Origin of the sequence: Streptomyces mexicanus (assembly GCF_902506575.1) — a bacterium.
Lineage (GTDB): Bacteria > Actinomycetota > Actinomycetes > Streptomycetales > Streptomycetaceae > Streptomyces > Streptomyces mexicanus.
Map to the genome: position 1 here is coordinate 3,286,840 of NZ_LR732544.1, position 18,789 is coordinate 3,305,628.

At 73.0% G+C, this 18,789-nt stretch carries 17 protein-coding genes; 7 read left to right on the plus strand and 10 right to left on the minus strand.

All coding sequences use genetic code 11. The annotated features are described in order from the left end of the window. On the minus strand, window positions 1-531 hold the full coding sequence (purE, locus tag GV126_RS14610; protein ID WP_159666538.1) for a 5-(carboxyamino)imidazole ribonucleotide mutase: 531 nt from the start codon (window positions 529-531) through the stop codon (window positions 1-3). Then, window positions 528-1,667 (minus strand): 5-(carboxyamino)imidazole ribonucleotide synthase, encoded by a 1,140-nt coding sequence (locus GV126_RS14615; RefSeq protein WP_159666541.1) that lies wholly within the window; start codon window positions 1,665-1,667, stop codon window positions 528-530. Before GV126_RS14615 ends, purE begins: the two co-directional genes overlap by 4 nt. Before the next feature lie 415 nt (window positions 1,668-2,082). On the opposite strand from GV126_RS14615, the gene GV126_RS14620 reads away from it, so the two are divergent. Beyond that, window positions 2,083-2,577 (plus strand): GtrA family protein, encoded by a 495-nt coding sequence (locus GV126_RS14620; RefSeq protein WP_419796083.1) that lies wholly within the window; start codon window positions 2,083-2,085, stop codon window positions 2,575-2,577. A 90-nt stretch (window positions 2,578-2,667) separates the two neighbouring features. Here GV126_RS14620 and GV126_RS14625 read toward each other — a convergent pair whose 3' ends face one another. Further along, window positions 2,668-3,939 carry a sensor histidine kinase gene (locus tag GV126_RS14625; RefSeq protein ID WP_159666544.1) on the minus strand — a complete coding sequence of 424 codons (1,272 nt, stop codon included), beginning with the start codon at window positions 3,937-3,939 and terminating at the stop codon, window positions 2,668-2,670. Between the two features lie 51 nt (window positions 3,940-3,990). After that, window positions 3,991-4,668, minus strand: a complete 678-nt coding sequence (locus GV126_RS14630) for a response regulator transcription factor (RefSeq protein WP_020940464.1) — start codon at window positions 4,666-4,668, stop codon at window positions 3,991-3,993. A 540-nt stretch (window positions 4,669-5,208) separates the two neighbouring features. Between GV126_RS14630 and GV126_RS14635 the strand changes: the two genes are divergently transcribed. Continuing rightward, the gene (locus tag GV126_RS14635; RefSeq protein WP_159666547.1) at window positions 5,209-6,705 is read left to right on the plus strand and encodes an oligopeptide:H+ symporter; all 1,497 of its coding nucleotides are present in this window, start codon (window positions 5,209-5,211) and stop codon (window positions 6,703-6,705) included. 283 nt (window positions 6,706-6,988) lie between these two features. On the opposite strand, the gene GV126_RS14640 is transcribed toward GV126_RS14635, so the two are convergent. Both GV126_RS14640 and GV126_RS14645 read right to left on the minus strand, forming a co-directional pair. Beyond that, window positions 6,989-7,537 (minus strand): ATP-binding protein, encoded by a 549-nt coding sequence (locus tag GV126_RS14640; RefSeq protein WP_159666549.1) that lies wholly within the window; start codon window positions 7,535-7,537, stop codon window positions 6,989-6,991. A gap of 301 nt (window positions 7,538-7,838) precedes the next feature. After that, window positions 7,839-8,255, minus strand: a complete 417-nt coding sequence (locus GV126_RS14645) for an STAS domain-containing protein (RefSeq protein ID WP_159666552.1) — start codon at window positions 8,253-8,255, stop codon at window positions 7,839-7,841. A gap of 239 nt (window positions 8,256-8,494) precedes the next feature. On the opposite strand from GV126_RS14645, the gene GV126_RS14650 reads away from it, so the two are divergent. Then, window positions 8,495-9,433 (plus strand): RNA polymerase sigma factor SigF, encoded by a 939-nt coding sequence (locus GV126_RS14650; protein ID WP_185948246.1) that lies wholly within the window; start codon window positions 8,495-8,497, stop codon window positions 9,431-9,433. A 194-nt stretch (window positions 9,434-9,627) separates the two neighbouring features. Here the strand turns inward: GV126_RS14650 and hutI are convergent, their stop codons facing one another. Genes hutI through hutU form a run of 4 tightly spaced genes read right to left on the minus strand, consistent with a single transcriptional unit; the run spans window position 9,628 to window position 15,054 of the window. Further along, a complete protein-coding gene (hutI, locus tag GV126_RS14655; protein ID WP_159666555.1) occupies window positions 9,628-10,803 on the minus strand; it encodes an imidazolonepropionase in 1,176 nt (391 codons plus the stop codon). A gap of 29 nt (window positions 10,804-10,832) precedes the next feature. Further along, window positions 10,833-12,179, minus strand: a complete 1,347-nt coding sequence (locus GV126_RS14660; RefSeq protein WP_159666558.1) for a formimidoylglutamate deiminase — start codon at window positions 12,177-12,179, stop codon at window positions 10,833-10,835. Further along, the gene (locus GV126_RS14665; RefSeq protein ID WP_159666561.1) at window positions 12,176-13,393 is read right to left on the minus strand and encodes an allantoate amidohydrolase; all 1,218 of its coding nucleotides are present in this window, start codon (window positions 13,391-13,393) and stop codon (window positions 12,176-12,178) included. The genes GV126_RS14660 and GV126_RS14665 overlap by 4 nt, the downstream gene beginning before the upstream one ends. Continuing rightward, complete coding sequence (gene hutU, locus GV126_RS14670) at window positions 13,390-15,054, minus strand: urocanate hydratase (protein WP_159666564.1); 1,665 nt, start codon at window positions 15,052-15,054, stop codon at window positions 13,390-13,392. The genes GV126_RS14665 and hutU overlap by 4 nt, the downstream gene beginning before the upstream one ends. Window positions 15,055-15,376: 322 nt before the next feature. On the opposite strand from hutU, the gene GV126_RS14675 reads away from it, so the two are divergent. The 4 genes from GV126_RS14675 to GV126_RS14690 form a co-directional block, all read left to right on the plus strand. Further along, window positions 15,377-16,750: a type III PLP-dependent enzyme domain-containing protein gene (locus tag GV126_RS14675; RefSeq protein ID WP_159673696.1), complete on the plus strand. Its 1,374-nt coding sequence runs from the start codon at window positions 15,377-15,379 to the stop codon at window positions 16,748-16,750. A gap of 225 nt (window positions 16,751-16,975) precedes the next feature. Next, window positions 16,976-17,371: a hypothetical protein gene (locus GV126_RS14680; RefSeq protein ID WP_159666567.1), complete on the plus strand. Its 396-nt coding sequence runs from the start codon at window positions 16,976-16,978 to the stop codon at window positions 17,369-17,371. Further along, window positions 17,368-18,237, plus strand: a complete 870-nt coding sequence (locus GV126_RS14685) for a transcriptional regulator (RefSeq protein ID WP_159666570.1) — start codon at window positions 17,368-17,370, stop codon at window positions 18,235-18,237. The genes GV126_RS14680 and GV126_RS14685 overlap by 4 nt, the downstream gene beginning before the upstream one ends. Before the next feature lie 13 nt (window positions 18,238-18,250). Next, window positions 18,251-18,789: roadblock/LC7 domain-containing protein (locus GV126_RS14690; protein WP_159666573.1), on the plus strand; the 539-nt coding region annotated here is incomplete at its 3' end.

Below are 18,789 nucleotides of genomic sequence, written 5' to 3' on the forward strand. Positions count from 1 at the left end.
TCACTTCCCGGAGTTGAAGCCGAAGCCGCCGGCCGCGCTGTCCACCTTGGCGCGCAGCCGCTTGCCCTTCTCGGTGGCCTGGTCGTTGAGCTCCTGCTGGAACTCCCGCATCCGGCCGAGCAGCTCCGCGTCGTGCGCGGCGAGCATGCGGGCGGCCAGCAGGCCGGCGTTGCGGGCACCGCCGACGGAGACCGTCGCCACGGGGACCCCGGCCGGCATCTGCACGATGGACAGCAGCGAGTCCATGCCGTCGAGGTACTTCAGCGGCACGGGCACGCCGATGACCGGCAGCGGGGTGACGGAGGCGAGCATGCCGGGCAGGTGGGCGGCGCCGCCCGCACCGGCGATGATCACCTTCAGGCCGCGGTCGGCGGCCTGCTCGCCGTAGGCGATCATCTCGCGCGGCATGCGGTGCGCGGAGACGACGTCGACCTCGTAGGCGATCTCGAACTCGTCGAGGGCCTTGGCGGCGGCCTCCATGACGGGCCAGTCGGAGTCCGACCCCATGACGATGCCAACAACGGGGCTCATTCGGTGATGGTGCCTCTCAGGTAGCCGGCTGCGTGACGGGCGCGCTCCAGCACGTCGTCCAGGTCGTCGCCGTAGGTGTTGACGTGGCCCACCTTGCGGCCGGGCTTCACGTCCTTGCCGTACATGTGGATCTTCAGCTGGGGGTCGCGGGCCATGCAGTGCAGGTACGCGGAGTACATGTCGGGGAAGTCGCCGCCGAGGACGTTGACCATCACCGTCCACTTGGCGCGCGGGCGGGGGTCGCCCAGCGGCAGGTCCAGGACCGCGCGGACGTGGTTGGCGAACTGCGAGGTGATCGCGCCGTCCATCGACCAGTGGCCGGAGTTGTGCGGGCGCATCGCCAGCTCGTTGACGAGGATGCGGCCGTCGCGGGTCTGGAACAGCTCCACGGCGAGGTGGCCGACGACGCCCAGTTCCTTGGCGATGGTCAGGGCCATCCGCTCGGCCTTGAGGGCGAGGTCCCGGTCCAGGTCGGGGGCGGGCGCGATCACCGTGTCGCACACGCCGTTCACCTGGCGGGACTCCACGACCGGGTAGGCCACGGCCTGGCCGTGCGGGGAGCGCACGACGTTGGCGGCCAGCTCGCGGACGAAGTCGACCTTCTCCTCGGCGAGGACCGCGACGCCCGCCTTGAAGGGCTCGGCGGCCTCCTCCACGGAGTCCACCACCCACACGCCCTTGCCGTCGTACCCGCCGCGGACGGTCTTCAGGACGACCGGGAAGCCGTCCCCTTCCGCCGCGAAGGCGGCCACGTCCTGCGGATCGCTGACGATCCTGTGCCGCGGGCACGGGATGCCGAGGGCGTCGAGCTTGGCGCGCATCACCCCCTTGTCCTGGGCGTGCACCAGCGCGTCCGGGCCGGGGCGCACGGGGATGCCGTCCGCCTCCAGGGCCCGCAGATGCTCGGTGGGGACATGCTCGTGATCGAAGGTGATCACGTCGCAGCCGCGCGCGAACTCCCGCAGCGTGTCCAGATCGCGATAGTCGCCGACGACGACATCGTTCACGACCTGGGCCGCGGAGTCCTGAGGAGTGTCACTGAGAAGCTTGAACCTGATGCCCAGCGGGATGCCCGCCTCGTGGGTCATACGAGCGAGCTGGCCACCGCCGACCATGCCGACTACCGGGAACGTCACGCCCCCAGGGTATCGGCCGCGCCGGGGTGGCCGAATCCCCTGCCCCGCGGCGGTTCGCCGGCCTGCTCCCCCACCGGCTGTCCACGCGCTCTCTTTCCGGTCTTTTCCAGGACTCTTTCCGGTCTTTTCCGCGCCTCTTCCCGACCGGTTCCCCCGCGCACGGTCCGTCCACAGGCGCGGGCACGGCCCGCTGGTTAGCATGGCGGAGTTGACGCAACCGACCCGGACGGGGGCCTGCACGACCATGGGACGTGGTTCCTCGGGGCACCGATCGGCGCCCCCGGCGCCCCAGAAAGCCCGAGCGCCCCACAAGACCCAAGGCCCGCGGAAGGCCGCCGGGCCGCAGCGGGCGCAGGGTGGGCAGCAGGCGCAGGGTGGGCAGCAGGCGCAGACGGACCGGGCGCCCAGGGGCGCGGTGCGGCAGGGCGTGGGCCGGCTCTGGCGGGAGCTGGTCAAGTTCGGGGCGGTGGGCGGCGCCGGCCTCCTGGTGAACCTGCTCGTGTTCAACCTCGTACGGCACGTCACCGACCTGCAGGTGGTCCGGGCGAGCGTCATCGCGACCATCGTCTCGATCGTCTTCAACTACGTCGGCTTCCGGTACTTCACCTACCGCGACCGGGACAAGAGCGGCCGCACCCGGGAACTGACCCTGTTCCTGCTGTTCAGCGCCGCCGGCCTGGTGATCGAGAACGGCGTGCTGTACCTGGCGACGTACGGCTTCGGCTGGGACAGCCCGCTGCAGAGCAACGTGTTCAAGTTCCTCGGCATCGGCATCGCGACCCTGTTCCGCTTCTGGTCCTACCGCACCTGGGTCTTCCGCGCCCTGCCGCACGGCCAGGCCGTGGCCGGCGACGCGGAGACGTTCCTGCGGGCGGAGTCGAAGCGGGCGCGGGCGAAGGCCGCTCGCTGACCGGTGGGGCCGTCCGCTGACCGGTGAGACTGTCGCCGCTCGGTGAAGCGGCGCGCCGGGGTCCTGCGGGCCGCGTCGCCGAAGGGTGCCTCACCGCACCGTCGGGCCCTCCTCGGCGTGCTTCTTCAGCGGCGGCGTCCGCGACAGGAACAGCCCGAACACCGGCGGCTTGGACTGCAGCAGCTCCAGCCGGCCCCCGTCGGCCTCCGCGAGGTCCCGCGCGACCGCCAGCCCGATGCCCGTGGAGTTGCGGCCGCTGATCGTGCGTTCGAAGATGCGGGCGCCCAGGTCGGCGGGGACGCCCGGGCCCTCGTCGGTGACCTCCACGACCGCCTGGTTGCCGGTCACGCGGGTGCGCAGCGCCACCGTGCCGCCGCCGTGCATGAGGGAGTTCTCGATCAGCGCCGCCAGCACCTGCGCCACCGCACCCGGCGTGCCCACGGCCTGCAGATGCCGCTTGCCGGAGCTGACGATCGCGCGCCCGGCGCTGCGGTAGGCCGGGCGCCACTCGGCGATCTGCTGCTGGATGACCTCGTCCAGGTCGAAGGAGACGGCGGAGCCGGTGCGCGGGTCGCGGGAGTTCGTCAGCAACCGCTCCACCACGTCCGTCAGCCGCTCGACCTGGGTGAGGGCGACGTTCGCCTCCTCCTTCACCGTGTCCAGGTCGTCGGTGACGGTGATCTCCTCCAGGCGCATGGACAGCGCGGTCAGCGGAGTGCGCAGCTGGTGGGAGGCGTCGGCGGCCAGCCGCCGCTCCGCGGTCAGCATGCGGGCGATGCGCTCGGCGGAGGAGTCCAGGACGTCGGCGACCCGGTCCAGCTCGGGGACGCCGTAGCGCTTGTGGCGGGGGCGCGGGTCGCCCGAGCCGAGGCGTTCGGCGGTCTCGGCGAGGTCGGTCAGCGGGGAGGCCAGCCTGTTGGCCTGGCGGATGGCGAGCAGGACCGCGGCCACCACCGCGAGCAGCGCCACCAGGCCGATGATCAGCAGGGTCCGGCCGACCTCGCGGGTGACCGAGGAGCGGGGCTCCTCCATCCGGACGGTCTCGCCCTGCTCGCCCTTGGCGGTGGAGTGGATCACGTCCCCGGCCGGCTTGGCGCCGACCTCGATGGGCTTCTGGCCGGGAATGCCGATCACCGCGTACTGGCCCGGGGCGACCTGGTCGCGCAGCACGTCCGCGTCGACGGTCTGCGCGCCCAGCAGCCGGCTGTCCACGATGCTGGCCAGCCGCAGCGCCTCGGAGTCCACCCGTTCCTGGGCGCTGTTGCTGATCGTGCGGGTCTCCACGAGCACGAGGGAGACGCCGAAGACGGCGATCACCACGAGCACCACGGCGAGCGTGGACTGGATCAGTCGACGGCGCATGACCTCTTACCTGACTCGGCTGCCGGGCGGGGGCTCGGGATCCCGGCGGCGTCAGCTCTTCTCGAAGCGGAAGCCCACGCCCCGTACGGTCGCGATGTACCGGGGGTTCGCCGCGTCGTCGCCGAGCTTCTTGCGCAGCCAGGAGATGTGCATGTCGAGGGTCTTGGTCGACGACCACCAGGTGGTGTCCCAGACCTCGCGCATCAGCTGGTCGCGGGTGACGACCCGCCCCGCGTCCCGCACCAGGACCCGCAGCAGGTCGAACTCCTTCGCCGTGAGCTGCAGCTCCTCGTCGCCCATCCAGGCCCGGTGCGACTCGACGTCGATGCGCACGCCGTGCGTGGCCGGCGGCTGCTGCGGCTCGGCGGCACCGCGCCGCAGCAGGGCCCGCACCCGCGCCAGCAGCTCGGCGAGGCGGAACGGCTTGGTGACGTAGTCGTCGGCGCCCGCGTCCAAGCCGACGACGGTGTCCACCTCGTCGGCGCGCGCGGTCAGGATCAGGATGGGCACGGTGTGGCCGTCGGCACGCAGCCGGCGGGCGACCTCCAGTCCGTCCATGCCGGGCAGACCGAGGTCCAGCACGACCAGGTCGACACCGCCCTGCATGCCGGCGTCGAGCGCGGTGGGTCCGTCCTCACGTACCTCGACCTCGTAACCTTCCCGGCGCAGGGCGCGGGCCAGCGGCTCCGAGATGGACGCGTCGTCCTCGGCGAGCAGTACACGAGTCATGAGGTGATGGTAGTCCGCCCGCGCCGCCCGCCGGGGTGGTGCTGCGGTGTGACGGACGCCCGGTCCTCTTACCTTTCGGCCAGGTCGTACGGGGACAGTCCGGGCCGGCGGGGCGCCCGGTGGCGCGGCGGTGGCGGATGCGGTGCCATCCTGGAGAACACCCGCGAAAGGGCGGACGCGGTTCCATCGATCCTTGTGATCCGCGTCTCAAGTACTTCCATTTCCGGCGGTGTCCTGCCGTATGGTGACCTGAACGCCTGTAGCACGCAGCGGACCTTTGGCGCTCAGTCGACGCCGAGGGTCCCTTTTGTGTGCGGACCGGTTCGTCCGGTTCGACGAGGAATGACCTAGGGCCGGGCCTGACCGGGCGCAACGCGTCCTGCCAGGCGTGGATCCCGGTGGCCGCCGTCCTCCGCCCCGAAACCCGGGGACGGAACTCCCCTGGGCGTGGGGTGGGCGACGGCCCTGCCGGTGCCGGCCATCCCCCCACCGGGCGCGTACCGGCTCGCCGCGGCGCGTCCCGACCAGCAAGGAACGACCATGGCGTCCAGCCTGACGAAGGACTCGGTCCTGCCGGGCACCCCCGGTTCCGAGAAGACCTTCTTCGGCCACCCACGCGGCCTGGCCACCCTCTTCATGACCGAGATGTGGGAGCGGTTCTCCTACTACGGCATGAGGGCCCTGCTCCCGCTGTACCTGGTGGCCCCGGGCGGCCTGCACATGAGTGCGGCCAGCGCGACCGCGATCTACTCGGTCTACCTGTCGCTCGTGTACCTGCTCGCCATGCCGGGCGGCTGGTTCGCGGACCGGGTCCTCGGCCCCCGCAAGACCGTGGCCGTCGCCGGCGCGGTCATCATGCTGGGCCACCTGACGCTGGCCCTGCCGTGGGCCGGCTCCTTCTTCGCCGGTCTGGGTCTGGTCGCCATCGGCTCCGGCCTGCTGAAGGCCAACATCTCCACGATGGTCGGCCACCTGTACAAGGGCACCGACGACCCGCGCCGGGACGGCGGCTTCACGATCTTCTACATCGGCATCAACCTCGGTGCCTTCGCCGCGCCGCTGGTCATCGGCACGATCGGCGAGAACGTCAACTGGCACATCGGCTTCGCGCTGGCCGCGCTCGGCATGGCGGTGGGCCTGGCCCAGTTCCTGCTCGGCTCGCGCCACCTGAACCCGCGCTCCGACCTCGTCCCGACGCCGCTGTCCGCCGAGGAGAAGGCGGCCACGCTGCGCAAGTCGGCGATGTGGGCGGCCGTCGCCGTGGTCTTCTACGCGATCGTCGGTTTCTCCGGCGTCTACACGCTGAACTGGCTGCTGGTCCCGATCACCGTCGCCGGCCTGCTCATCCCGGTCGCGGTCCTCGTCCGGATCAAGCGGGACAAGGAGCTGGACCGCGCCGACCAGTCCAAGATGACCGCCTACATCTGGTTCTTCGTCGCCGCGGCGGTGTTCTGGATGATCTACGACCAGGGCGGCTCGACGGTGTCGCTGTTCGCCGAGAAGTCGGCCGACAACAGCATCCTCGGCTGGGACTTCCCGGTCTCCTGGTACCAGTCGGTCAACCCGGTCATGATCATGGCGCTCGCGCCGGTCTTCGCCTGGCTGTGGGTCGCACTGGCCCGGCGCGGCAAGGAGCCGAGCACCGCGGTCAAGTTCGCGATGGGCCTGCTGCTCGTCGGCGCGTCCTTCTTCCTCTTCCTGGCCCCGCTGGCGATCGCCGACGGCGGTCACAAGGCCGCGGCGCTGTGGCTGGTGGCGATCTACTTCGTGCAGACCGTCGGCGAGCTGACCCTGTCCCCGGTCGGCCTGTCCGTCACCACGAAGATGGCGCCCGCGAAGTACGCCTCGCAGATGATGGGCGTGTGGTTCCTCGCCGTCACCGCCGGTGACGCCACGACCGGTCTGCTCTCCACCGCCGGTGTGAACCTGAACAAGACGGGCATCGTGGCCCTGGAGGCCGTCCTCGCGGTGATCGCCGGTGTGGCCGTGTGGATGTACCGCAAGAAGGTCAAGGAACTCATGGGCGACGTGCGCTGACGTCCGTCCGCGCCCACCCACGCGCAAGGCCCCCGCGTCCGTGTCGGACGCGGGGGCCTTGGGCGTCAGGGGCTCTGGCGTGGGGCCTTGCGCGTGAGGACCTCTGGCGTGGGGGCCTTGCGCGTCAGGGCCTCTGGCGCGGGGGCCTCTGACTGGGGGCCTTTGACGTGGGGGCCGCGGCGGACGGCCTCGGGCGTTGTGCCCTCCCGTACGCGCGCCGCCGCTCCCCGGGCCGGGCGGAGCGGCACGGAGAGCGGCGGGGAGCGAAACGGAGCGGGGCGGCCTACGCGGGGGCGCCGAGCTTGGCCCAGACCTTCTTGCCGGCGACGCCCGGGACCCGGACGACGCCCCAGTCCAGGCACAGGCGCTGGACGATGAACATGCCGTGGCCGCCGGGGCGGCCGGCCCGGTGGGGGGTGCGGGGCGCCGGCTGTCCGGCGCCGCGGTCGGAGACCTCGATGTGGATCACCTTGTCGTCGCAGGTGATCTCCAGCTGGTCCGGCCCCTCGGCGTGCAGGCAGGCGTTGGTCACCAGTTCGGAGACGACCAGGAGCACGTCCTCGGCGGCGGCCCGCCGGTCGGCGGTCGCCGCGGGCAGCCAGCCCCCCGCGTACAGCGCCTGGCGGGTGAAGTCGCGGGCGAGCGGCACGACGCCGCTCTCGCCGTCGAAGCTCAGCCTGCGGACCTGACGACCCCCCGGCGAGACCGTCGGCACGGCCGTCACATCCCCTGCGGACGCACCGGCCGCCGACGGTTCCGACTCGGACGCCCCGGAAGCGCCGCTGGGCTCCGGGCCGCGGTCGCCCGGCGAGTAAGGCCGGGTGGTGCTCATCAGCGCTTCACCTCACCGATTCACCAGTTCACGATTCAAAAGTCACTACACGTACACGTACAGGCTCGGTACGCCCGTACACACGCCGTTCGGGGGCCCTCCGGCTCCCGGCCGGGTGGCGGTTCGCCGTGCCGGTCCGTCTGCTTGCGCGACCGCGGGGCGGGATCCGTTCCGCTGTCCGAGGCCGCATGCCGATCCGTTCAGGATGTCTCCTGCCCGAGCGTCCCGGTGGAACACCCCCCGTTTTCCGCCCCGGCCCCTGCCCGCAGGCGTTCACCGAAGGTGTGCCCGCCCCCGCGGCTCATTCGGACGCGTCGGCCCCGCGGGCCTGGTCGCCCGCGTCGGCGGCCTCACCGGCCAGCGCGTCCTCCAGCGTGTCGTAGACACCGAAGACCGCGTCCGCCCCTGTGATCTCAAACACACGGGCGACCACCGGCAGCATTCCGGCCAGATGGACACCCCCTCCGGCGGCCTCCGCCTTCAGCCGCGCCCCCAACAGCACGTTGAGCCCCGTGGAGTCGCAGAACTCCAGGCGCGAGCAGTCCACCACCAGGCGCGAGCGCCCCTTGGCGAGGCACTCCTCAAGCGGCTCGCGCAGCAGGTCCGCCGTGTGATGGTCCAGTTCGCCCGTCGGTGTCACGACGGCGCTGGAGCCCTCTTGTCGCACCTCCACCAGAAGCCGGCCCGACTGTGCGCTGCCGACCGTCCCGCGGTCCATGCCGTCTCTTCTCCCGGGTGTCTTGGCTGCTGACTGACGCCCTCGAACACTACGCCTTCCCCCACCGGGCCGACACCCGAACAACCGCACACAAACGGACATATCCCCACAGAAGGCACTTGCGGTCATGTCGGGAAAGCGGGTAGGGCTAGTAAGGACACGTACCCGACACGGCCGGCTTTGGAGGCGCCGCACACCGCAGTGCACGAACTGGCTTCGGCAGCCATATGCCGAGAACGATGGAGGACATCATGTCACCCCGGCTCGACGCCTCGCATACCCAGACGGCGACGTCGACAACCCCTCCGGACGATCTGGACCCCTTCGAGTCCCCCGACGACACGCGCGCGAGGCAGGCCGCTGCGGCCGCCGCGCCGACCGGACTTCCGGACATCCCCCCGTACGACGAAGTCGCCCCGGACGACGCCCGGGCGCTGTCCAAGACCCTCTTCGAGCGGCTGGAGTCCCTCGAGGAAGGCACCCACGAATTCGCCTACGTACGCAACACGCTCGTCGAACTCAACCTCGCCCTGGTCAAGTTCGCCGCCTCCCGCTTCCGCTCGCGCAGCGAGCCGATGGAGGACATCATCCAGGTCGGCACCATCGGCCTGATCAAGGCGATCGACCGCTTCGAACTCTCCCGCGGCGTGGAGTTCCCCACCTTCGCCATGCCGACCATCATCGGGGAGATCAAGCGCTTCTTCCGCGACACCTCGTGGTCCGTGCGCGTCCCGCGCCGGCTGCAGGAACTGCGGCTGGACCTGGCCAAGGCCGGTGACGAGCTGGCCCAGCGCCTGGACCGCGCCCCGACGGTGGCGGAACTGGCCCGGCACCTGGACCTCACCGAGGACGAGGTCGTCGAGGGCATGGCGGCGTCCAACGCGTACACCGCCTCGTCGCTGGACGCCCAGCCCGATGAGGACGACTCCGAGGGCGCGCTCGCGGACCGGATCGGCTACGAGGACCACGGTCTCGAAGGGATCGAGTACGTCGAGTCGTTGAAGCCGCTGATCGCCGAACTGCCCAGCCGGGACCGCCGGATCCTGTCCCTGCGGTTCGTCGCCAACATGACGCAGTCGGAGATCGGCGAGGAGCTCGGCATCTCGCAGATGCACGTCTCCCGGCTGCTGTCGCGCACCCTGGTGCGGCTGCGCAAGGGGCTGACCGTCGAGGAGTGACGGGCCGGGGACCGGCCCGCGACGTGACATGACGGAGGCCGTCCGGCGCCCGAAGCGGGCACCGGACGGCCTTGTGCGTCTCCGCTGCCGGACGGCCTTGTGTCTCTCCGCCTCCGGACGGCCTTGTGCCTGTCCGTCGCCGGACCGTCCTGTACGTCTCCGCCGCCGGACCGTCCTGTACGTCTCCGTCGCGGTCAGGCCTCGCGCACTCCGCGCCGCCAGACCTGGCTCACCAGCGGGACGCCCGGCCGGTAGGCCAGGTGGACGTGGCTGGGCGCGTCGAGGACGACCAGGTCGGCGCGGGCGCCCGGGGTCAGCCGGCCGATGTCGGTGCGGCGCAGGGCCGCGGCCCCGCCGGCGGTCGCCGACCACAACGCCTCGTCGGGGGTCATGCCCATGTCCCTGACGGCCAGGGCGATGCAGAACGGCACCGAGGACGTGAAGGACGAGCCCGGGTTGCAGTCGGTGGACAGCGCGACCGTGGCGCCCGCGTCCAGCAGTCGGCGGGCGTCGGGCCATGCGGCGCGGGTGGAGAACTCGGCGCCGGGCAGCAGCGTGGCGACCGTGCGGCTGTTGGCCAGGGCGTCGACGTCCGCGTCCGTCAGGTGGGTGCAGTGGTCGGCGCTGGCCGCGTCGAGTTCGACGGCGAGCTGCACGCCCGGGCCGAAGGAGAGCTGGTTGGCGTGGATGCGCGGGTGCAGGCCCTTGGCCTTGCCCGCGGTGAGGATCGCCCGGGCCTGGTCGCCGTCGAAGGCGCCCTTCTCGCAGAAGACGTCGATCCAGCGGGCGTGCGGGGCGCAGGCGTCCAGCATCTCGCCGGTGACCAGGGCGACGTAGCCGGCCGGGTCGTCGGCGCGGTCGGGGGAGACGATGTGCGCGCCGAGGTAGGTGACCTCCTCGGTGTGGCGGGCGGCGATGCGCAGGGCGCGGGCCTCGTCCTCGACGGTGAGCCCGTAGCCGGACTTGGTCTCGAAGGTCGTGGTGCCCTGGCGCAGGGCCTCGGCGAGGTAGCGGGTGAGGTTGGCCTCCAGTTCCGCGTCGGTCGCGGCGCGGGTGGCGGCGACCGTGGTGCGGATGCCGCCGGCGCTGTAGGGGCGGCCGGACATCCGGGCGTTGAACTCCTCGGTGCGGTCGCCGGCGAAGACCAGGTGGGAGTGGGAGTCCACGAAGCCGGGGATCACCGCGCGGCCGCCGGCGTCGACCCGGTTGTCAGTGGCGGGTGCTTTGCTTGAGGTACCGGTCCACGCGATGCGGTCGCCGTCGATGACGACGGCCGCGTCCCGGACCAGGCCGAGGGGGGAGCCGTCGCCGAGGGAGGGGTCGTTGGTGACCAGCGTGGCGATGTTGGTGATGACGGTGCTGCTGCTCATGGTGTCCTCGTGGGTGGCCGGGAGGGGGGTCAGCCGCGGAGGGCGTCCACGGCCCGCGCAAGGGCCTGCGGCACGTCCGGGACGAGCTGGTGGTGCCCGTCGCGTACGACGTGCCGTCCGCCCACGACCGTGTGCCGTACGTCCGCTGCGCTCGCGGCGAATACGGCCGTCTCGGCGCCGAGCCGGGGCAGCGGTCCGGCTGTTCTGACCGAGTCCAGCGCGACGGTGGTGAAGTCGGCGCGGGCGCCGGGGGCGAGGGTGCCCGCGTCGTCCCAGCCGAGGGCGGCGTGGCCGGCGGCGGTGGCGGCCCGCAGGAGGGCGGCGGCCGTCCAGTGGCCGCGGGTGCGGGTGCGCAGGCGCTCGTTCAGCTCCATCGCGCGGGCCTCTTCGAGCAGGTCGATGACCGCGTGGCTGTCGGAGCCGAGCGACAGCGGGGAGCCGGCGCGTTGCAGGGCGACGGCGGGTCCGATGCCGTCGGCCAGGTCCCGTTCGGTGGTCGGGCACATGCAGGTGCCGGTGCCGGATCCGCCGAGCAGGGCGATGTCCTCCTCGGTGAGGTGGGTGTTGTGCACGCCGGTCGTGCGCGGGCCGAGGACGCCGTGGTCGGCCAGCAGCCGGGTGGGCGTGCAGCCGTGGGCCTCGCGGCAGGCGTCGTTCTCGGCGGTCTGCTCGGACAGGTGCACGTGGAGCGGGGCCCGCCGTTCCTGCGCCCACCGCGCCACCGTCGCCAGTTCCCCGGCGGGCACGGCCCGCACCGAGTGGACGGCGGCACCGATCCGTGCGTGATCCCGGTCCTTGAGAACTGCACAGCGTTCGGCCCAGGCCTCGGCCGTGCCGTCGGAGAAGCGCACCTGGTGGGCGTTGGGCGGCTGCCCGAATCCGGCGGACAGGTAGCAGGTGTCGAGCAGGGTGATGCGGATGCCGGCCTCGGCGGCGGCCTCGATCAGGGCCTCGCCCATCGCGTTGGGGTCGGCGTAGCGGGAGCCGTCCGGGGCGTGGTGGACGTAGTGGAACTCGCCGACGGCGGTGATGCCGGCGAGGGCCATCTCGGCGTACACCGCGCGGGCCAGCGCGTGGTACGTCTCGGGGGTGAGCCGGTCGGCGGTGGCGTACATGACCTCCCGCCAGGTCCAGAACGTCCCGGAGCCGACCTGGACGGTGCCGCGCAGCGCCCGGTGGAAGGCGTGCGAGTGGGCGTTGGCCAGCCCGGGGAGCGTCAGGCCCCGCAGGGGTTCGGCTCCCGGCGGCGGGGCGGTCACGTCCGTGCGGACGGCCGCGATGCGGCCGCCGCGCACGTCGAGGGCCACGCCCGGCTCGACGGTGTCGCCGAGCCAGGCGTGCTCCAGCCAGTAGGTCCGGGTCGGGGTGCCAGTCACCTGCAGGCCAGTCCTTCCAGTACGTCGGCGAGGGCGCGCACCCCGGCCACGCAGTCGTCCTCGGCCGCGAACTCGGCCGGGGAGTGCGAGACGCCGGTGGGGTTGCGCACGAACAGCATGGCGGTCGGGATGCTCGCGGAGAGGATCCCGGCGTCGTGTCCGGCGCCGGTGCCGAGCACGGGCACCTTCAGCTCCGTCTCCCGGCCCAGGATGCGGGCGAGTTCGTCGCGCAGGCCGTGGTCGAACTCGACGACGGGCGTGAAGGACTCCCGGACGACGTCCAGGGCGACGCCGTGGCCGTCCGCGTACTCCCGGGCCGCCTTCTCGATGCCCGCGACGACCGTGTCCAGGGTGTCCTGGTCGGCGGCGCGCGAGTCGAGCCAGCCGCGCACCAGGGAGGGGATGGCATTGACGCCGTTCGGCTCCACGGCGATCTTCCCGAACGTGGCCACGGCCCCGGTGTGCGCGGCCTCGCGGCGGGCGGCCAGCACCGTCTCGGCGTACGACAGCATCGGGTCGCGCCGGTCCACCAGCCGGGTGGTGCCGGCGTGGTTGGCCTCGCCGCGGAAGTCGAACCGCCACCGCCCGTGCGGCCAGATCGCACCGGCCACGCCGACGGCGTCCCCCGTCAGGTCCAGGGCACGGCCCTGCTCGACGTGCAGCTCGACGAAGGCGCCGATGCGGGCGAGCCGCTCCGGGTCCGGCCCGATGGCCTCGGGGTCGTACCCGGCGGCCTCCATGGCCCGGGGCAGGGTGATCCCGTCGCCGTCGGTGAGCTTGTGGGCCTGTTCGACGGTGAGCTGACCGGCGGTGAGCCGGGAGCCGACGCAGGCGAGCCCGAACCGGGCGCCCTCCTCGTCCCCGAAGTTGACGACGGCCAGCGGCCTGGTGAACCGCGCACCCCTGTCGCGCAGTTCGTCCAGGGCCGCGAAGGCCGACACCACCCCGAGGGGACCGTCGAAGGCCCCGCCGTCGGGCACGGAGTCCAGGTGCGATCCGGTGACGACGGCGTCACCGGCGGCCGGGTCCCCCAGCCAGGCCCACTGGTTGCCGTTGCGGTCGACCTCGTAGGCCAGCCCCCGGGCCCGGGCCTGGTCCTCGAACCAGGCCCGGCACTCGGCGTCCGCCGCCGTCCACGCGAAGCGGCGGTAGCCGCCGGAGGCGGAGCTGCGGCCGACCGGCAGCAGCTCCGTCCACATGCTGTGGAAGCTCAACGCTGCTCACCCTCGCGCATGGGCACCCGCACGCCCCGCTCGGCGGCCACGGACTCGGCGATGTCGTATCCGGCGTCGACGTGCCGGATGACGCCCATGCCGGGGTCGTTGGTCAGCACGCGGCGGATCTTCTCGCCCGCCAGCGCCGTGCCGTCGGCCACCGTGACCTGGCCGGCGTGCAGGGAGCGGCCCATGCCGACGCCGCCGCCGTGGTGGATGGACACCCACGAGGCGCCCGAGGCGACGTTCACCATGGCGTTGAGCAGCGGCCAGTCGGCGATGGCGTCGGAGCCGTCGAGCATGGCCTCGGTCTCGCGGTAGGGGGAGGCGACGGAGCCGCAGTCGAGGTGGTCGCGGCCGATGACGATGGGCGCCTTGAGCTCCCCGCTCGCGACCATGTCGTTGAACCGCTCGCCGGCCTTGTCGCGCTCGCCGTAGCCGAGCCAGCAGATGCGGGCGGGCAGGCCCTGGAAGTGGACGCGCTCGCCGGCCATCTTGATCCAGCGGGCCAGGGACTCGTTCTCGGGGAAGAGCTCCAGGATCGCCCGGTCCGTCCTGGCGATGTCGGCGGGGTCGCCGGACAGCGCGGCCCAGCGGAAGGGGCCCTTGCCCTCGCAGAACAGCGGCCGGATGTAGGCGGGCACGAAGCCGGGGAAGGCGAACGCCCGGTCGTAGCCGGCGAGCTGGGCCTCGCCGCGGATGGAGTTGCCGTAGTCGAAGACCTCGGCGCCGGCGTCCTGGAAGCCGACCATCGCCTCCACGTGCCGGGCCATGGACTCGCGGGCGCGGGTGGTGAAGCCGGCCGGGTCCTTGGCGGCGGCGTCGGCCATGTCCTCGAAGGCGATGCCGACCGGCAGGTAGGACAGCGGGTCGTGGGCAGAGGTCTGGTCGGTGACGATGTCGATGGGCGCGCCCATCGCGAGCAGCTGCGGGACCAGTTCGGCGGCGTTGCCGAGGACGCCGATGGACAGCGGCTTGCGCTGGTCGCGGGCCTCGGTGGCGAGCTGGAGGGCGTGGTCGAGGGAGTCGGCCCTGACGTCCAAGTAGCGGTGCTCGATGCGGCGGTCGATGGCGCGCGGGTCGCAGTCGATGCAGATGGCCACGCCGTCGTTCATGGTGACGGCCAGCGGCTGGGCGCCGCCCATGCCGCCGAGGCCGGCGGTGAGGGTGATGGTGCCCGCGAGGGTGCCGTTGAACTTCTTGGCGGCGACGGCGGCGAAGGTCTCGTAGGTGCCCTGGAGGATGCCCTGCGTGCCGATGTAGATCCAGGAGCCGGCGGTCATCTGCCCGTACATGGTCAGGCCGAGGGCCTCCAGGCGGCGGAACTCCTCCCAGGTGGCCCAGTCGCCGACGAGGTTGGAGTTGGCGATCAGGACGCGCGGGGCCCACTCGTGGGTCTGCATGACGCCGACGGGGCGGCCGGACTGGACGAGCATGGTCTCGTCGGCCTTGAGGGACTGCAGCGTGCGCACCATGGCGTCGAACGAGCGCCAGTCGCGGGCGGCCTTGCCGGTGCCGCCGTAGACGACGAGCTTGTCGGGGTGCTCGGCGACCTCGGGGTCGAGGTTGTTCTGGAGCATCCGCAGCGCGGCCTCCTGCTGCCATCCCAGGGCGCTCAATTCCGTGCCACGTGGCGCTCGGACGGGGCGGGGTCCTGACATGGTCTGCCTCCTAGCGGATTGCTCCCAGGGAATGTTTCCGTTCTTATTCACATCCTGGCCTGATGAATAGAACTAGTCAATACGTCGGGGTGCCGACAGGGGCACCCGCCGGATGTTTGGCTGGACGCACGGCACGGACGGCCGCCGGAAGCTCGGAAGCGACAGGACGTGGGAGGGCGACATGGGGCGCGGGCACGGGACGCGGGGGGACGACGGCAGGGACGAGGGTCGCCGGGTGCGGGAGGACGCGGACAAGGGGGACGACGGCATGGGCGACGGTCACCGGGTGCGGGAGGACGCGGGCTCGGACGGGCTGCGCCGGATGCAGGAGGAGGACACGGACGGTGCGCGGGCCGCCCGGCGGGACGAGGCGGTGCGGGCCGCGGTGGACCAGGGGCTGCTCGGTCCCGACTCCCCCCTCGTGGGCCTGCTCGACGTCACCGGCATCCGGGAGTCGGCCGCACGGCTCAAAGCGGCCTTCACCGAGGTCACGCCCCCCGGGACGCCCGTCCTGCACGCCTTCGCGGTGAAGGCGACCCCGCTCGTGCCCGTGCTGCGGCTGCTGGCCGAGGAGGGCATCGGCGCGGAGGTGGCGAGCCCGGGCGAGCTGGCGCTGGCGCGGGCGGCGGGGGTACCGGCCGCGTGCACCGTGCTCGACTCCCCCGCCAAGACCACCGCGGAGCTGCGCGAGGCACTGGCGCTCGGCATCGCGGTCAACGCGGACAGCCCCCAGGAGCTGGCGCGCATCGACTCCCTCGTGGGGTCCTCCGTCCCCCGCTCCCCGCTCGGGATCCGGGTGAACCCGCAGGTCGGCGGAGGTTCCATCGGGGCGACGTCCACGGCGACGGCGACCTCGAAGTTCGGTGTGGCGCTGCGCGACGAGGGAGCGCGGGCGTGGGTGGTCCAGGCGTACCTGGACCGGCCGTGGCTGACCCGGCTGCACGCCCACACCGGTTCGCAGGGCATCCCGCTCGACCTGCTGGCCCGGGGCGTGGCCGAGACGTACGCGCTCGCCGAGGAGATCAACGAGCGGGCCGGGCGGCGGCAGATCGACACCCTGGACATCGGCGGCGGGCTGCCGGTGAACTTCGCCGGGGAGGAGACCACACCGACCTACGGGCAGTACGCGCGGCTGCTGGCCGAGGCGGTACCGGGGCTGTTCGACGGGCGGTACGGGCTGGTGACCGAGTTCGGCCGGTCGCTGATGGCCAAGCAGGGCACGCTCCTGACGCGGGTGGAGTACACCAAGAGCGCAGGCGGGCGCCCGGTGGCCGTGACGCACGCGGGCGTGCAGGTCGCCACCCGGACGGTGTACGCCCCGCAGGCGTGGCCGCTGCGGCTGGCCGCGTACGACGCGAAGGGCCGGCCCAAGACGGGGCCCGAGGTGGTGCAGGACATCGCCGGGCCCGCCTGCTTCGCGGGCGACCTGCTGGCCGAGGCGCGGGCGCTCGCGCCGCTGGAACCGGGCGACGTGGTGGCGGCGCTGGACACCGGCGCGTACTACTTCGCGCACCACTACGCCTACAACTCCCTGCCCCGGCCCGCCGTGTACGGATACACCCCGGACGGGCGCGGCGGGGTCGCGTTCGCGACGGTGCGCGAGCCGCAGACGGTGGCGGAGATCGTGGCCGAGGCGGGCGGGGCGCACGCCGCGGCCCTCACCGCCCTGCACGCGCCCGAGCGCCCCGGCGCGTGACCAGGCGCCTTCAGGGACCTTCCAGGCACCCTCTGACGACCCCGAACCGACCGTGGTGCGCCGGAGCCGCCCGGCACACCCACACGGGTGACAACGGGTCAGCCGACCCACGTTAGCCCCTCGGTCGCATGTTCCACTGGAAAATGCCGTAACCCCCATCCCCTCCCCACACCGTGCGTAGCGTCGGCACCACTCAGCCGAACCCCAGGCGGGAGGGGAGCAACGGTGCCCGGAATCGACGAGTGCCTTCTTCAGGCCATGCGGCTGCCCGGTGCGCGAGGCGCCGCGCTGGTCGACTGGACGAGCGGTCTGGCCCTGGGCACCGTCGGGGACGCCCCGGCCGGCGACCACGAGACCAGCGCGGCGGAGGCCGCGGAGCTGGCCCGACTGGCCGCCGAGCACGGGGCGTTCACCGCCGACGACGCCGACGCGGACGCCGAGCACCCCCCGGTGGAGGACGTGATCGTCAGCAACCGCACCAGCTACCACCTGCTGCGGTTCGTGGACACCGGCTTCGACAGCAGCGTGTTCCTGCACCTGTGGCTGAGCCGCGCGGAGGGCAACCTGGCGCTGGCGCGCATACGCCTGGGCGAGATGGCCGAGCGGCTGGTGCTGGGATGACCGTGGCCACCGCCGAACCTCCCCGGCTGCCGGTGCGCGACCGCGCGGTCGCCGTCGAACGGGCCTGGGGCGGGCTGTCGCCGATGCTGACCCGGCTCGCCGCCGAGAAGGCCACCGGGGTCCTCGTCCGGGAGCACGGCACGCTTCATCTCGCCGACGGCCAGGTGGTGCACGCCGAAAGCCCCTTGGCGCCCGGCCTGGAGATCCTGCTCACCGCGCACGGCACGCTGAGCACCGAGACCTGGCGGCAGGCCGCCCAGCGGGCCGAGGACCGCCGCGGCGCCGCCCACCTGCTGCTGGCCGCGGGCCGGCTGGCCGAGGGCACGCTGCAACTGTGCCACCTGGTCGCCCTGTACGACGCGGCCTACTTCGTCCTCGCCCCGAGCAGCACCCCGGGCCGCTTCCGCTACGGCGCGGTCCACCGGCCGGGCGCGCTCCGACCGGTCGCGGTGGCCGCCCTGGAGCGCGAGACGGTGCGCCGCCGCGACCTGCTGCACCGCATCTGGCCCGACCCCCGGCTGGACAGCGCGCCGCTGGTGCGCACCGACACCGTCTGCCCGCCCCGGCTGACCGTCCGCCGGCAGACCCTGCTGGACCGCGTCAACGGGACCCGTACCGCCACCGACCTGGCCCGGGCACTGGGGCGGCAGGCCTTCCACACCCTGGTGGACGTCCGCCGCCTGGCGGCCGCGGGCCTCGTCGCGCCCCAGGGACCACCACCGCCGCCGCCCGACCCGCCGCAGCCGCCACCGCGGCTGCCGTCCGCGGACACCCGCACCACCCCGGCCGCCGACCCGCCGGCCGTCACCACCGACCCCCACATCACGCTGCTGAAGAGGCTCAGGGATGCGCTGGAGGCCCTTTGAAAGGAGACACCGGATGGCGGCCGAGCCCGAGATCCTGGAGGAGCTGCGCCGACTGAGAGCGCGCGTCCCGCAGCTCACCGGAGCGCTGGCGGCGAGCGTCGACGGTCTCGTCCTCGGGCACGACACCCCGGGCGTGGAGCCGGAGAGCGTGGCCGCCCTGCCCGCGCCCGCGCTCGGCGTCGCCCTGCGCATGACGGAGGCGACCGGCCGGGGCCCGCTGCGCGACCTGCTCGGGCGCGGCGGCCGGGGCTCCGCCGCCCCCTCCGCGGCGGGCCGCCCCGCCGTGCTGACGCTCCTCGCCGAGGACCGCGTCAACGTCGGCCGCCTCCACCTGGAGGGCCGCCGGGCCGGAGCCCGCATCGGCGAACTGGTCGACGCCGAGACGGCACCGACCCCGGACTCCGGACGAGCCGGTGCCGGACGAGCGGGCACGGGTCGACCGGCCGCTGGACGACCGGGCACCGGACGACCGGACAGCGGCGACCGGGCGGCTGACAGCGGCGACCGGGCGGCGGACGGCGGCGAACAGGCGGCGAGCCTGCCCACCCGGCC

Coding starts and splice junctions, on each gene's coding strand:
- purE (WP_159666538.1), bottom strand. CDS start 531: ATGAGCCCCGTTGTTGGCATCGTCATGGGGTCGGACTCCGACTGGCCC.
- GV126_RS14625 (WP_159666544.1), bottom strand. CDS start 3,939: ATGCGCCGTCGACTGATCCAGTCCACGCTCGCCGTGGTGCTCGTGGTG.
- GV126_RS14630 (WP_020940464.1), bottom strand. CDS start 4,668: ATGACTCGTGTACTGCTCGCCGAGGACGACGCGTCCATCTCGGAGCCG.
- GV126_RS14635 (WP_159666547.1), top strand. CDS start 5,209: ATGGCGTCCAGCCTGACGAAGGACTCGGTCCTGCCGGGCACCCCCGGT.
- GV126_RS14640 (WP_159666549.1), bottom strand. CDS start 7,537: ATGAGCACCACCCGGCCTTACTCGCCGGGCGACCGCGGCCCGGAGCCC.
- GV126_RS14645 (WP_159666552.1), bottom strand. CDS start 8,255: ATGGACCGCGGGACGGTCGGCAGCGCACAGTCGGGCCGGCTTCTGGTG.
- GV126_RS14650 (WP_185948246.1), top strand. CDS start 8,495: ATGGAGGACATCATGTCACCCCGGCTCGACGCCTCGCATACCCAGACG.
- hutI (WP_159666555.1), bottom strand. CDS start 10,803: ATGAGCAGCAGCACCGTCATCACCAACATCGCCACGCTGGTCACCAAC.
- hutU (WP_159666564.1), bottom strand. CDS start 15,054: ATGTCAGGACCCCGCCCCGTCCGAGCGCCACGTGGCACGGAATTGAGC.
- GV126_RS14675 (WP_159673696.1), top strand. CDS start 15,377: ATGCAGGAGGAGGACACGGACGGTGCGCGGGCCGCCCGGCGGGACGAG.
- GV126_RS14685 (WP_159666570.1), top strand. CDS start 17,368: ATGACCGTGGCCACCGCCGAACCTCCCCGGCTGCCGGTGCGCGACCGC.